General features: G+C 30.7%; 14 protein-coding genes. 9 read left to right on the top strand and 5 right to left on the bottom strand.

What is annotated here, in order from left to right; all coding sequences use genetic code 11:
• Positions 1-17: 17 nt before the first annotated feature.
• Positions 18-1,298, bottom strand: coding sequence for a fumarylacetoacetase (fahA, locus tag VBY68_RS03250; RefSeq protein WP_121146870.1), 1,281 nt, complete (start codon positions 1,296-1,298; stop codon positions 18-20).
• Between the two features lie 168 nt (positions 1,299-1,466).
• Between fahA and glyA the strand changes: the two genes are divergently transcribed.
• The gene (gene glyA / locus VBY68_RS03245) at positions 1,467-2,741 is read left to right on the top strand and encodes a serine hydroxymethyltransferase (protein ID WP_415268867.1); all 1,275 of its coding nucleotides are present in this window, start codon (positions 1,467-1,469) and stop codon (positions 2,739-2,741) included.
• A gap of 66 nt (positions 2,742-2,807) precedes the next feature.
• Here the strand turns inward: glyA and VBY68_RS03240 are convergent, their stop codons facing one another.
• Positions 2,808-4,187, bottom strand: a complete 1,380-nt coding sequence (locus VBY68_RS03240; protein ID WP_121146869.1) for a DNA recombination protein RmuC — start codon at positions 4,185-4,187, stop codon at positions 2,808-2,810.
• Between the two features lie 105 nt (positions 4,188-4,292).
• Between VBY68_RS03240 and VBY68_RS03235 the strand changes: the two genes are divergently transcribed.
• From VBY68_RS03235 to VBY68_RS03210, 6 genes are all read left to right on the top strand, one after another.
• Positions 4,293-4,844 carry a 1-acyl-sn-glycerol-3-phosphate acyltransferase gene (locus tag VBY68_RS03235; protein ID WP_124588739.1) on the top strand — a complete coding sequence of 184 codons (552 nt, stop codon included), beginning with the start codon at positions 4,293-4,295 and terminating at the stop codon, positions 4,842-4,844.
• Between the two features lie 80 nt (positions 4,845-4,924).
• The gene (locus tag VBY68_RS03230) at positions 4,925-5,479 is read left to right on the top strand and encodes a DUF4251 domain-containing protein (protein WP_099214369.1); all 555 of its coding nucleotides are present in this window, start codon (positions 4,925-4,927) and stop codon (positions 5,477-5,479) included.
• 47 nt (positions 5,480-5,526) lie between these two features.
• Positions 5,527-6,126 (top strand): Crp/Fnr family transcriptional regulator, encoded by a 600-nt coding sequence (locus tag VBY68_RS03225; RefSeq protein WP_415268866.1) that lies wholly within the window; start codon positions 5,527-5,529, stop codon positions 6,124-6,126.
• 216 nt (positions 6,127-6,342) lie between these two features.
• On the top strand, positions 6,343-6,684 hold the full coding sequence (locus VBY68_RS03220; protein ID WP_099214371.1) for a hypothetical protein: 342 nt from the start codon (positions 6,343-6,345) through the stop codon (positions 6,682-6,684).
• Between the two features lie 23 nt (positions 6,685-6,707).
• Positions 6,708-7,580 carry a pirin family protein gene (locus tag VBY68_RS03215; RefSeq protein WP_415268865.1) on the top strand — a complete coding sequence of 291 codons (873 nt, stop codon included), beginning with the start codon at positions 6,708-6,710 and terminating at the stop codon, positions 7,578-7,580.
• Positions 7,581-7,780: 200 nt separating this feature from the next.
• The gene (locus VBY68_RS03210) at positions 7,781-7,963 is read left to right on the top strand and encodes a hypothetical protein (RefSeq protein ID WP_099214373.1); all 183 of its coding nucleotides are present in this window, start codon (positions 7,781-7,783) and stop codon (positions 7,961-7,963) included.
• Positions 7,964-8,018: 55 nt separating this feature from the next.
• On the opposite strand, the gene VBY68_RS03205 is transcribed toward VBY68_RS03210, so the two are convergent.
• The 3 genes from VBY68_RS03205 to VBY68_RS03195 all read right to left on the bottom strand — a co-directional run bounded on the left by VBY68_RS03205 (position 8,019) and on the right by VBY68_RS03195 (position 10,731).
• Positions 8,019-8,936: a polysaccharide deacetylase family protein gene (locus VBY68_RS03205; RefSeq protein ID WP_415268864.1), complete on the bottom strand. Its 918-nt coding sequence runs from the start codon at positions 8,934-8,936 to the stop codon at positions 8,019-8,021.
• An 84-nt stretch (positions 8,937-9,020) separates the two neighbouring features.
• On the bottom strand, positions 9,021-10,355 hold the full coding sequence (locus tag VBY68_RS03200) for a peptidoglycan DD-metalloendopeptidase family protein (protein ID WP_415268863.1): 1,335 nt from the start codon (positions 10,353-10,355) through the stop codon (positions 9,021-9,023).
• Positions 10,348-10,731: a BlaI/MecI/CopY family transcriptional regulator gene (locus VBY68_RS03195; RefSeq protein WP_121146862.1), complete on the bottom strand. Its 384-nt coding sequence runs from the start codon at positions 10,729-10,731 to the stop codon at positions 10,348-10,350. Before VBY68_RS03195 ends, VBY68_RS03200 begins: the two co-directional genes overlap by 8 nt.
• Positions 10,732-10,969: 238 nt before the next feature.
• On the opposite strand from VBY68_RS03195, the gene VBY68_RS03190 reads away from it, so the two are divergent.
• Entirely contained in the window at positions 10,970-11,806 is an 837-nt protein-coding gene (locus VBY68_RS03190) for a DNA adenine methylase (protein ID WP_415268862.1), read from the top strand.
• 3 nt (positions 11,807-11,809) lie between these two features.
• Positions 11,810-14,164 carry a DGQHR domain-containing protein gene (locus tag VBY68_RS03185; protein ID WP_415268861.1) on the top strand — a complete coding sequence of 785 codons (2,355 nt, stop codon included), beginning with the start codon at positions 11,810-11,812 and terminating at the stop codon, positions 14,162-14,164.
• Positions 14,165-14,187: the final 23 nt, after the last annotated feature.

Genomic DNA, 14,187 nt, shown 5'->3' with positions numbered 1-14,187 from the left:
AAGGTTTTATATGTGTTCTATTCTTTAGCAGGTAAAACTTTACCAGAACATTCACCAAAACCAATACGGATTTTTTCATTTTTACAGTAACCGCGCATAATAACTGTATCGTTATCATTGATAAATTTACGTTCGCTACCATCGTTCATTTTAATAGGGTTTTGACCTCTCCAAGTCAATTCTAACATAGATCCAAAGCTATCTTGAGTTGGTCCAGAAATAGTACCACTTCCCATCATATCACCTGCATTTACAGGGCATCCGTTTACCGTGTGATGCGCCAATTGTTGTACCATTGTCCAGTACATATACTTAAAGTTAGAATTACAAACTACAGTTTCTTCTTTACCTTCTGGTTGAATAGCCATTTGTAAATTAATATCGTAACTGTCTTTTCCTTCTTTCTTTAAATAAGGTAAAGGCTCATAAACTTGCTCTGGGTTATCTACTCTAAAAGGCTCTAAAGCATCTAAAGTAACAATCCAAGGAGAAATTGTTGAAGCAAAATTCTTTCCTAAGAAAGGTCCTAAAGGAACATATTCCCAAGCTTGAATATCACGAGCAGACCAGTCATTAAATAATACTAATCCAAAGATATATTCTTCTGCTTCTTCAATAGGAATTCTGTCACCTAAATCATTTGCTACAGTTGTAATAAACGCCATCTCTAATTCAAAATCTAATAATTTTGAAGGTCCAAAGTTAGGTGTAGTTTCTCCCTCACTAGGGCGTTGTTGTCCTATAGGACGACGAATAGGAGTTCCTGATGGTACAATTGAAGAACTTCTTCCATGGTAACCAATAGGAATTTGTAACCAGTTTGGTAATAAAGCATTTTCAGGATCTCTAAATAAGCTTCCTACATTGGTAGCATGTTCCTTACTTGCATAAAAATCGGTATAATCTCCTACAGAAACAGGAAGTTGCATTTCAACTTCATCCATTCTAAAGATTATCTTGTCTTTGTGTTCAGCGTTATCTCGTAGCTTACTATTTTTTACATCAAAAATATCAGCGATTCTATTACGAACTAAACGCCAAGTTTTGCGTCCATCAGCAATAAAATCGTTTAAGGTATCTTGTAAGAAAATATCATCAGTTAACGGAATTCCATCAAAATATCCTAATTGATGTAAGGCACCTAAATCAATCGCATAATCACCGATTCTTGTACCAATCGTTATAATATCATCTTTTGTAAGAAAAACCCCAAAAGGTATGTTTTGAATAGGAAAATCTGAGTTTTCAGCTACAGTTAACCAAGACTTTCTATTCGGGTTATTAGCAGTTATTTCCATTTATTGTTTTTGTTATATTTTCATCAAACCTACATATTTTTTTCAATTTACCCCAAAAAGATGAGTAAAAAAAATGTGAAAGTATTTTTGTAGATACTTCTTATAAAAACCATATAATTTGAATAATAAAATTAGTACTTTTGGCTACTTTATGTAACAACACACAACATGCAAAAAGATCATCAAATATTTGATTTAATTCAAGAAGAAAAAGAACGTCAACTAAACGGTTTAGAGTTGATTGCTTCTGAAAATTTTGTAAGCGACCAAGTAATGGAAGCTCAAGGATCAGTTTTAACAAATAAATATGCTGAAGGATACCCAGGTAAACGTTATTACGGAGGGTGTGAAGTAGTAGATATCGTTGAGCAAATTGCGATTGATAGAGCTAAAGAATTATTTGGAGCTGAGTATGTAAACGTACAACCACACTCTGGAAGTCAAGCAAATACAGCTGTTTTCGCAGCATGTTTACAACCAGGTGACACTATTTTAGGATTCGATTTATCTCATGGAGGTCACTTAACACACGGTTCGCCAGTAAACTTTTCAGGAAAATTATACAATCCAGTATTTTATGGTGTAGATAAAGAAACTGGATATATAGATTATAATCACCTAGAGCAACAAGCTAAGGAACATAAGCCTAAATTAATTATTGCAGGTGCTTCGGCGTATTCTCGTGATATAGACTTTAAGAAGTTTAGAGAGATAGCAGATAGTGTTGGTGCTATTTTAATGGCTGATATTTCTCATCCAGCAGGATTAATTGCAAAAGGAATTTTATCTGATCCATTACCACACTGTCATATTGTTACTACAACAACTCACAAAACGTTACGCGGACCTCGTGGTGGAATGATTATGATTGGAAAAGATTTTGAAAATCCATTCGGATTAAAGTTAAAATCAGGAAAATTAAAGAAAATGTCAACTTTGATTAATTCTGCGGTTTTCCCAGGAAATCAAGGTGGACCATTAGAGCACGTTATTGCAGCTAAAGCTGTTGCTTTTGGAGAAGCGTTAACAGATGAGTTCTTAGAGTATCAAATTCAAGTAAAAGAAAATGCACAAGCAATGGCGAAAGCATTTGTAACTAAGGGATATGAAATAATCTCTGGAGGTACAGATAACCATTGTATGTTAATTGATTTACGTAACAAAAACATTACTGGTAAAGCTGCTGAAGATGCTTTAGGAAAAGCAGAAATTACGGTAAACAAAAATATGGTTCCTTTTGATACTGAATCACCATTTGTTACTTCTGGTATTCGTGTTGGTACTGCTGCAGTTACTACACGTGGTTTAAAAGAAGAAGATATGGAAGTAATTGTTGATTTAATCGATGAAGCTTTAATGAATGCAGATAACGAAGAAGTATTAGAGACAGTAGGAGAGAAGGTATATGATTTAATGCATAATAGACGTTTGTTTATTATGTAAAAGACAAGAGAATGTCTTTAAATAAATAAAAAAGGTCGCTCTAAAATGTTTTAGAGCGACCTTTTTTTATTCATCATTATCTTGAGCTCGTTCGAGAATTTTTTCTGGAAGCGCCTTTTTAGCTTTGGCTCCCATTTTTTTCAGTTTTTCTACACTGGTAATTAAGTTTCCACGCCCTTCAACTAGCTTATTCATAGCTGCAGCATAATCAGCTTTAGTGCCATCTATTTTCTTACCTATATTCACTAAGTCTGTCAATAATCCATGAAACTTATCATACAAAGCACCAGCTTGTCTTGCAATTTCTAAAGCATTACGTTGTTGCTTTTCGTTATTCCACATGGTATCAATAGTACGTAACGTAGCTAATAAAGTAGTAGGGGTAACAATAACAATATTTCTTTCAAAAGCTTTATTATATAAGGTATTGTCTTCATTTAAAGCTACAGCAAAGGCAGGTTCAATTGGTACAAAAAGCAGTACGAAGTCTGGAGACTCTATTTTATAAATATCTTCATATTTCTTTTCTGAAAGCTGCTCAACATGTCGCTTTAATGAGTTTACATGTTCTTTTGCAAAACGTTCTTTTACAATATCGTCTTCACTATTTACATATTGTTCATAAGCAGTTAAAGATACTTTTGAATCGACTACCATTTTTTTGTTGTCAGGTAAGTGAATCACAACATCGGGCATGATACGTTTACCTTCATCATTGGTAAAAGATTGTTGAACAAAGTACTCTCTGTCTTTTTCTAAACCAGATTTCTCTAAGACACGTTCTAAGACTAATTCTCCCCAGTTTCCTTGGGTTTTACTATCTCCTTTTAAAGCTTTGGTTAGGTTTAATGTTTCCTTACTCATTTGAGCATTTAACTCTTTTAATCCTAATAATTGCTCCTTTAAAGCAGAATGCATTGAAATGCTTTCTTTTTGAGTGTCTTCAACCTTCTTTTCAAAAGTTTGAATTTTTTCTTGAAGCGGATTTAAAATATCCTTTATGTTTTTCTTATTTTGCTCAGTAAACTTATTCGATTTCTCATCTAGAATTTTGTTCGCTAAATTTTCAAACTCTTTGGTAAATTTATCTTGTAGTTTTTCTACTTCTTCTTTATTTTCTTGAAGTTTTAACTGAACGTTTTTTAATTCTTCATTCTTTCTTGCTAATTCAAGAGCAGTAAACTCTTTTTCACGACGTAATTCACTATTTTCTTTAGTTTTTTCATCTAATCTATTTAAAAAGTCTTCCTTTTGTTGAGAAAATGACTCTTCCTTTTCTTTTTTCTGAATTTCAAAATTAGCTTGATGGTTTTGTAGGGTTACAATCTCTTTTTCTAAATCAGAAGTTTGTTGTTTAAACTTCAGTTTAGAGAGTAAGTTTCCAATAACAAACCCAATTAGTAAGGTACTAATAGCAATTAAAATAAGTAAAAGAGTGGTATTCATTAGGATAAATAAAAGTTTATTAAGTGAACAAATATAGGACAAGATAGGTTAAAATTATTTGATTTTTGTAGGGAAAACCGTATCATTGACCTTTATACCTAGTAAATGATATCTAAATTTATATTTCACAAAGTTTTAGGCTGGAAGGTAGTTGGAGATTTTCCAAGAGACTTAAAAAAATATGTTGTTATTGGAGCCCCACACACGAGCTGGAAAGACTTTCCGATTGCTATTTTAGCAAGAAATACTATTGGAGTAAGAGTCAACTTTATAGGTAAAGCATCATTATTCAAACCTCCTTTTGGGTTTATTTTTAGAGCTTTAGGGGGAGCTCCTGTTGATAGAAGTAAAAGCACGAATAAAGTTGATGCTATTGTGGCTGTTTTTAATCAGCATGAAGAATTCCGTTTAGCTTTATCCCCTGAAGGAACTCGTGCTAAAGTAACCTCATGGAAAACAGGATTTTATTATATTGCTAAAGGTGCTAATATTCCTGTGGTAATGTTTGCTTTCGATTTTGAGAACAAGCAAATTATTATAGCACCTCCTTATTACTTAACAGATGATATGAACGCTGATATGAATCATTTTTATGATTTTTATAGAGATATAAAAGGAGCAAAACCAGAGTTGTTTTCAGTACCTGATAAAGAGTAAAACAAACGTTAAATAATCTTATTTTCTTGAAAGTTTTACGATATTTAAGTACCTTGTAGAAGGTTTAAAAACAGTAAGATATGAAAAGGTTTGTTTTTTTTATTAGTATGATTTTTGTGCTGTTTAGTTGTGCTTCATCAAAAAACGTAACACAGGCAGAAATAGATAACTTAAATGCTCTTATAGAAAGTAAAACTTTTGAAATAGAAGCAGAATGGGCAGAACCCATGGTTACAAATGCAATGGCACAAATAGCTAATGCAGGTCTGTTACCTATAGGAAGCAACGCAGGAAATATTAATTTAGTAGGGAACAGTAATTTTTTCAAAATGAAAAAAGATACTGTAGCAGCCTATTTACCATATTTTGGTGAGCGACAAGCGGGTGGTTCTTACGGAGGTACAGATATTGGAATTGAGTTTGAAGGAGTTCCTAAAGATTTAGTTGTTTCTGAGGATAAAGAGAATAGCTACAAAATAAGTTTTAAGATAAAAGATAAAAATACAACAACTGAAAACTACAATGTTATAGTTAGAGTATATCCTAGTTTATCGAGTACCATTTATGTAAATAGTACGCAGAAAAATTCAATTAGATATAGAGGTAAGGTACTTAAAACTTCAGAAGAAAAGTAAAATATTGTATATAATACTGTATTTTTAGTAGCTCATTACAATAATGTATGGAGCTACCTAACTTTAAAAAGTATCTTATTGAAAAAGGAGGATTATCAGAAGATGATTACCTTCAAATACAATCGTTTATTTCTTTAAAAAACGTTTCTAAAAGTGATTTTTTATTAAAAGAAGGAGATGTGTGTTCTCATTTCTTTTTTGTAGAAAAAGGTTTGTTACGTTTATATGCCTTAAATGAAGAAGGGAAAGAAAATATTTTACAGTTTGCTACTGAAAATTGGATTGTGAGTGATAGAGGAAGTGTTTATTTTCAACAACCATCAACATATTATATTGACGCTGTAGAAGATACATTAGTTATAATGTTAGACGAAGACTTTATTAATAAAGTGTCAAAAATAAATACTGATTTTAGAAGAAAGAATGAACATTTGTTGCAAAAACATATACGTCAATTATACAAACGTATTAGTCAGTTATTAGGAGCTTCGGCAAAAAGACGTTATTTAGATTTTGTAAACATGTATCCAGATATTATGTTACGAGTTCCTCAATGGATGATTGCTTCTTACTTAGGAATTACCCCAGAAAGCCTTAGTCGCGTTCGCAAAGCACTAGCTGAGGAAAACTTCAAACCAAATAATTGAGGTACGAGTTATAATTGTTGATTAACGGTTGTTAGATAATCGTAATTCGTTCTTACCATAGGTCAATGCATACCTTTTTTTGTTGCCGTAATTTTACAGTGAAATAAAAAGTAGAGGTTAACTCACTAAATATTTTCAGATAAAATAAACTTAATTCATTTCGATGTTAATCATCGAATAATTAATCCCATTTAATTGGTGAAAAAAGGATTTATTATGAGACATTTAAAAACATTAGTTGTAAGTCAAAATACATCAATGCCTAAAATTTTAAATTGGCAAGTTTCAACTGTTCCTAATGTCGAGACAGCCATTGAGAAATTATACCAACAGGCATATAACGTTTTAGCTATTTCAAAAGAAACAAAAGAAGTAGATAAAAATAAATTACAGAAGATTATTACTGTATTATTCCCAAATGCAATTTTAGTTGAGTTTAACAATGAGTCTACACTTTCTGAAAGTGTTAAGAATGGATATTGGTCTAAAAACAAACCTCAATTAAAACGTAGTTATTTAGACAATTCATTTGATATTGAATTAGCCAGTAGTTTATAGTAATTAAAAGAAAGGAATTTAAAATGAAAACAAGAAGTATAGAAAAAATAGTAAAACCAGGAACTCCACACTTTGTAGGAGATGGGTTTAGAGTTCATAATTTTATACCAGGAACTTCAACAATGCAACGAATGGATCCGTTTATTATGTTGGATTATAATTCTAAATATAATTTTCCTCCAACAGATAAACCAAAAGGCGTAGGAGTTCATCCACATAGAGGTTTTGAAACTGTAACAATAGCTTATAAAGGGCGTGTTGAACATGGAGATAGTGCTGGAGGTGGAGGAATTATTGGTGAAGGTGATGTACAGTGGATGACGGCAGCTTCAGGAGTTTTGCATAAAGAGTTTCATGAAACCGAATGGAGTAAAACAGGAGGAGAATTTCAAATGGTACAGTTATGGGTAAATTTACCAGCTAAGGATAAAATGAGTCCGCCAAAATATCAAGCAATAGCTAATGCAGAAATGGCTAAAATACCATTAGCAGATGGAGGAGGAGAAATAGAGGTAATTGCAGGAGAATATAAAGGAAATAAAGGACCTGCATCTACATTTTCGCCCGTTAATATGTTTAATGTAAAGTTGAAGAAAGGAGTAAAAACACAGTTAACCTTTCCAGAAAAATATACTACAGCTATTTTATCAGTTGAAGGTAGTGTTAAAGTTAATGAATCAAATAATGTTTTAGAAGATTACTTTGCATTGTTTAAAAATGATGGAGATACATTTACTTTAGAAGCCTTAGAAGATGCGGTAATTTTAGTATTAAGCGGAGAGCCTTTAAACGAACCTATTGCAGCACATGGTCCGTTTGTAATGAATACTAAACAGGAGTTGATAGAAGCGTTTCAAGACTTCAATACTGGAAAGTTTGGATATTTAGAAGATTAATAATAACTTTAAAAAGCAACTCTTTGATTTAGAGTTGCTTTTTTGATTAATTCCTGAAAGAAGGATAGAAGCTTTTGTTGATGATAATTAAAAGTAAGGTTTTTCCGTATTAAAATTATGGTTTTTTAACTGTTGAACATTTTTTTTAAAGTTAATTTAGGGATGTGAAATAAATATTTTAACCCCCAAAAAACTTTATAATGAAAAAAGTGATTTTAAACGTAGAAGGATCTCAAGAACTAACAAAAACAACATTAAAAAATATTAAAGGAGGAGGACCTTTTCCTTTCCCTAAAGAATGTGGAGGAGATGGTTCTTATATCTATCAAGATGGAGTAAAGGTTTGCTGTTATCGACCTACAACTATGGATTATATTTGTTAATCCTTTTTAAAGAATATTTAAAACTGCTTAAGGAACCCCCTTAAGCAGTTTTTTATTACAAGCCTAACTTATTCATTTTTTCTTTTTCATATCTACTATCTTCGGCAGGGTAGCGTAAAATGGCCTCATATTTTTTAGAATCCTTAGCTAAAGCATAAATTAAACTTTCGCCAGCATAGTTAGGAGTTTGATTGTAGATAGGATCGGCATAAGCTTCTTTGGTAGAAACGATAGTCCAACCTTTTTCTTTAAATAATTGAATTAAATCATCTATAAATAATGCAGCAGCAAGGTTATGGTGCAGTAATACATTATGCTTAATATGTCGCCCGGTAAGTTCAAAAGAGATTTTTTCATAAAACTGAGCACGATTCCAGATATGTTCCAAGTAAAATTTTCTAAACTTATTGATGTCAAAAGATGGATCCGTACGTAGTTTTTTAATCAAACGACTATCTATATACCAATCAGAAGCATCAATAGTTACATATCCATTTTTATAGTTTTGCTCTTTTAAAAAGTTACGAAAAGATTCAATTTTTTCTTTCGAGTTTCCTTCTTTAAGGTATGGAAACCTAAAGTATTTTTGATAATTAGAATACTGTTTAATAAGGCTATCGTTTTTCAGCAATTCATTTTTAAACTGCTTAAAAGTTACTTTAGAGCTATTGTAATTAGGATGTGTATAAGTATGATTAGCAATACTATGTCCTTCATTGTTCCAAGATGTTAATAAGTGTTTACCTCTTTTACTGTTTTTACCTTCTCCTTTTACAAACAAAGTAGCTTTTACCTTGTTGTTTTTTAATTTTTTTAGTAACATAGAATTCCATTTTTCAAAAGAATATCCAGGTCTGTCGCCTAAAGTACCATCATCAAATGTAAAACTGATAGATTGTGCGTATAAAGAGTTATAGAGAAAAACAGATAGGAGTATAAGTACTAACTTAGTTTGTAATATGTTTTTAATCATTATTTTAAATATGTTGTTAAACAAAATTCTCCCACAAATTTTATGGGAGAACTGCTTTTTGTTTTAATAAAAAGATACTGCTAATTATTTTTTAATGAAGTTTAAAGGATTTACTTGAGTTTCTTTGTAATGTACTTCATAATGTAAGTGTGCTCCTAATGATGCACCTGTATTACCAACATAACCAATTACATCTCCTTTTTTAACAGATTGGTTTTTTGTAACATTAAACTTTTGTAAGTGAGCGTACCAAGTTTGGTATCCATCGCTATGCTCAATTATAACTAAGTTACCCCATTTATTTTGGTCAGCGGCTTTGGCAATAACACCATCAGCAGTAGCAATAACGGGTGTTCCTATTGGAGCTTTGATATCAATACCTTTGTGCATCATTTTTTTACCTTTTTTTAACGGATTTCTTCGCTTTCCGTATGTACTACTGATGTCTTTTTTACTTTTTCCTTGTACAGGAAAAAGAGTAGGAAGGTCAAGGACAAATTCCTTTGTTAATTGAGGAACAGTATTAGGTAAGAGCTTTTCAACAGTGTTTGGTTTGGTAAATGCCAAACAAAGACTTATTGAACTCATAATAAATACTGAGTAGGTGAGTTTGTACACCTTAGCCGTGGGCTTCTTTGTGATCATATCTATTCGCTTTTTGATTACTGGTTGATTAAAATAACTATACAAGTTATTAGCATGTGCTGTTTCTTTTTCAATATTTTGTAAAAGAACCTGTAGGTAATTGGATGTTTTAATATTTCCATTCAGCACCCAATTATCTGCTTGATATTCATGTATCGATTTTAACGATTTTCGATATATATATACTAATGGGTTGAACCAAAAAAGGACAATATAGACTTCTGTAAGTAGTACATCTATAGAGTGTTTTAACTTTACATGTGCTTTTTCATGTGCTATTATTATACTTTCTGTAGGTTGAATGTGTTTGGAAATAAATATCCAATTAAAAAATGAAAATGTACTTGTGTGATTGGTCTGTATGAATTGTAGGTCGTTACTGATAGTAACTTCCGATTGTTTTTTCAATTGAAAGAGTAACCATATTGAATGAATCATACGCGCAAACATTAATAAGCTACCCAATAAGTACACACTAAAAACGATCGTTATAAAATTATAGGTTTGAGTACCCGTTTCTTCTATAGTATCTATTAATACAGTTTCACTATTTGCAACAAATTCGTTGAATTGTGGAATTTGAATGATGGTTGATGAAGTTTCCAAAGTTAACAGATAGGATAGGGGAGCTAATAAAGCCACTACTGGTATTAAAAGTAATAAAAATCGGTTAATTTGATGAAACGTTACTCGACTACTCACAATGATATAAAGTAAGTATAAACAAGAAAATACCAGACTGCTTTGGATGATATAAATTAAAAAACTAGTCATTTTTTTCTTTTAAGGTTTCTATTTTATGTTCTATCATGTTTTTGATTTCTTCTAATTCGCTTAGGTTGAAATCTTCATTTTCTGTAAAAAACATGGCAAATTTGCTTTTAGAGCCGCTAAAAAAACTACCAATTACATTTTTAAAATGCTTTTTAAAATATTGTTCTTTACTAATAGTAGGTGAGTATTGTCGCACTTTACCGAAAGTATCAAACTTTAAAAATTCTTTTTTTACCAAAACACGTACTACAGTTGAAATAGTAGTATATGCAGGTTTTGGTTCAGGAAACTGTTCTACAATATCTTTTAAGAAAGCTTTATCTAACTTCCATACATATTGCATTACTTGCTCTTCAGCTTTTGTAAGTTCATTCATGCAGCAAATATAGTATTATTTCATAACTATAACTATAATTATAGTAGTAAAACTATTTTTATAGTCGTTAAAATTTTGTTAAGCACAATTAATAAGTCCAATTTTTTGTTAAAAATAGTTGAATTACGGTTTAGCGTAAAATAAATTACATGTAAGAGTCTAACTTGCGAAAATAGATAGTAAGTATGTGAGAGTAATAAAAAAGAATTACTGATAATTAATTATATTTGAAAGTGATATGGATGAAAAATTACTTTTAGAAAAGAATAAAATAGCTTGTAAACCATTTCTTAGATGGGCTGGAGGAAAGAGTTGGTTAAAAAAACACCTAGCTAAATTTCTACCAAAAGATGGGTTTAATGATTATCATGAGCCTTTTCTTGGAGGAGGGTCAATATTTTTTCATTTACAACCGAACTATTCCTATTTATCAGATCTTAATCCAATTCTTATTGAAACATATAATGAAATAAAAAATAATGTAGACAAGGTTATTGAAGAATTATTGAAATTTGAAAATACTGAAGAACATTATTATTTAGTTAGACAAAAAAAATTTCGTTCTTCAGCCAAGAGAGCTGCCCATTTTATATATCTAAATCAAACTTCTTTTAATGGTATTTTTAGAGTAAATCTGAAAGGAGAGTATAATGTACCATATGGTTATAGAACAAAAGAATTTTGTGAACCTGAAAACTTAAAACTTGTTGGTAAACTGTTAGAAAATACAAGTATTAAGAGTTGTTCTTTTGCAGACACAATAGACAATATTAAAGAAAAAGATTTGATTTTTCTTGATCCTCCCTATACAGTTACACATAATAATAATGGTTTTATTAAATATAATGCAAAACTTTTTGATATTCAGAAGCAATATGAACTTTCAGAATATATTGACGAGATTAAAAATAAAGGGGCATTCTATATTTTAACAAATGCAGCTCATGATGTTGTAGAAGATATTTTTACGAAGGAAGGAGATTTTAAACAAAAAATATCTAGAGCTAGTTTAATAGGAGGGATAAATGCTAAAAGAGGTAGATATAAAGAATTTGTGTTCACAAACACCCAATAAAATATGAATGAAGAAACAAGAAAAAGTTTACTGGAGAGTCTTGTCAGTGAAAATAATGAATTACAAAAAATACTCAAACTAAAAAAAAGGGATTATATTTTAGAAGATATACCCAAAGATGAAAAATTGTATAATGATTATTTATCTAAAGGTTGGGTTCTTCAAAGGGAATTAAAACATTTTTATAGAATGAAAGGGGCAAAGCCTTATGATGTTTTATTTCGAGATAAGGTTTGGAGTGTATTTGCACAACTTGGCTTTAGTCAATTAAATCGTGATGAGAATTTTACTATTCCTTATGATAAAAAAGACCTTAACTTGACAAAACAAATAGATGTTTTTGCTAAAGATAATGAATCTATTTTGTACGTAGAATGCAAGCCTTCTATAGACTATGGAAGAGGAGATTTTGAAAAAGATTTAGAGTTTTACAAAGATATCAAAGAGGGGTTGGAAACATCTATTAAGCAAATGTTTCCAAACTCTAAGCCAAAAGTGAAGTTTATATTAGCAACAGAGAATAAGACCTTAGGAGAGAGAGATGAAGAGAGACTTAAAAATTTAGGAGGAGTTCATTTAGATGAGGAAGCAATTGAATATTATTTAAAGATGTTCAATCAAATTGGTATAGCGGCGAGGTACCAACTTTTAGGATATTTATTTGCTGGAAATACAATTCCAGATTTAGATAATCAAATTCCTGCAATTAAGGGTAAAATGGGCAAGCATACTTATTATTCATTTTCTATTGAACCAGACAAGTTATTAAAAATAGGGTATGTTTTACATAGGAGTAAAGCAAATAGAAAAATGATGCCAACTTACCAGCGTATTATAAAAAAAAGTAGACTAAAAAAAATAAATGAATTTATTACAGAACAATCTGGTTTTTTCCCAAATTCAATTATAATTAGTTTAGACGTAAAAGTAAATGGACCAAGGTTTGATCCTGCCAATACACAGGTTCAAACAGCAATTTCTAAAGTAGGTGTTTTATATCTCCCTAAAAAATATAGGTCAGCTTATATAATAGATGGCCAACATAGATTATATGGTTATGCAGGAACAAAATATAGTAAAACAAACTCAATTCCTGTTGTTGCTTTTGTTAATTTAAAAAGGGAAGAACAAGTAGATTTATTTATGCAGATAAATGAAAATCAAAAAGCAGTGCCGAAAACTTTGAGAGAAACACTTAATGCTGATTTGTTATGGACTTCAACAAATTTAAAAGAGCAGATAAAAGCCCTATGTTCTAAGGTAGCTATCTATTTGGGAGAAGAAAAAGATTCTCCCTTTTATGACTACATTTCCTTAGGAGAAGATAATCGAGTTTTGACACCAGGAAACCTTTCATCTGCCTTGATGAAAAGCAATTTTTATGGAACGGTTTCTAAAGATAAAATTGAAAAATTAGGTTTGTTTTATAAAGGAGATTTAGAACATACTTTTAAGAGTTCTTATGAATATTTGAGACTATGTTTTGAATATTTAACAACAAACTTGAGTAATGATTGGAAGAAGAAGAAAGAAAGTTTCTTATTTGTAAATAAAGGAGTTTATGCCATTATTATGTTGTTAAGTGATATTCTTGATCATCTTGAAGAAGTAAAGGTTATAGATACCAATAAAGATGTTTCTCAGAAGTTATTTAAAGAAACACAAAAATATCTTGATCCATTAATAGTTTTTGTAAGAGAAATGGATGAAGAAACACGCTATAAATTTAAAGATATGAAAGGTTCAACGGCACCCGTTAGGTATTGGAGAAAATTTCAAGTGTGTGTACGTGAAGTTTATCAAGAATTTGAACCTGAGGGCCTAAAGGATTATATAAAAAATCAAGAGAGAGCTTTAAATTTAAAAACCTTTGAAATGATTAAAGACCTAGAAGAATTTATGAGAGCAGACTTCAAATCTAAACTTTATGATCATTGGGGAGAAGAATGGGCTTGGAAAAAAGGAGTTCCTGTAAAAATACAAGATGATGCTGAAGATAGAATGCGAAAAAAAAACCGAACAAGGAAGAAAGAAGAAGAAACAGAGGAATGGGATAATCTTAACTTAATTCATTATAGAGAAATAGCAAAACAAAATTGGCAATATGTTAATGAGGATAAAAAAAGAGTAAAGTTTTTTGAAATTCATTATACAATGCCTTCTGAAGAAAAACTAAATAAAGAGGAAAAGACTAAATGGTGGGTCAAATTAAATGAACTTCGTAATATAGTTTCACATGTCTCAAGTGATCAAATATCTGAAGACGATTATGATTATGTTAAGAAGATTCATGATTGGTTAATAAAGAAAGAAATACAAAATAAATGGCAGCAAGAAGAAATGATTATAGCTTCATAAATATATAATTAAGTGTAAAATCA

It is taken from the genome of Tenacibaculum ascidiaceicola (assembly GCF_047470925.1).
In the GTDB taxonomy this organism is placed as follows: Bacteria; Bacteroidota; Bacteroidia; order Flavobacteriales; family Flavobacteriaceae; genus Polaribacter; species Polaribacter discolor.
The sequence above is the reverse complement of the archived record's forward strand: the minus strand, read 5'-3'. Positions and strand labels throughout refer to the sequence as shown.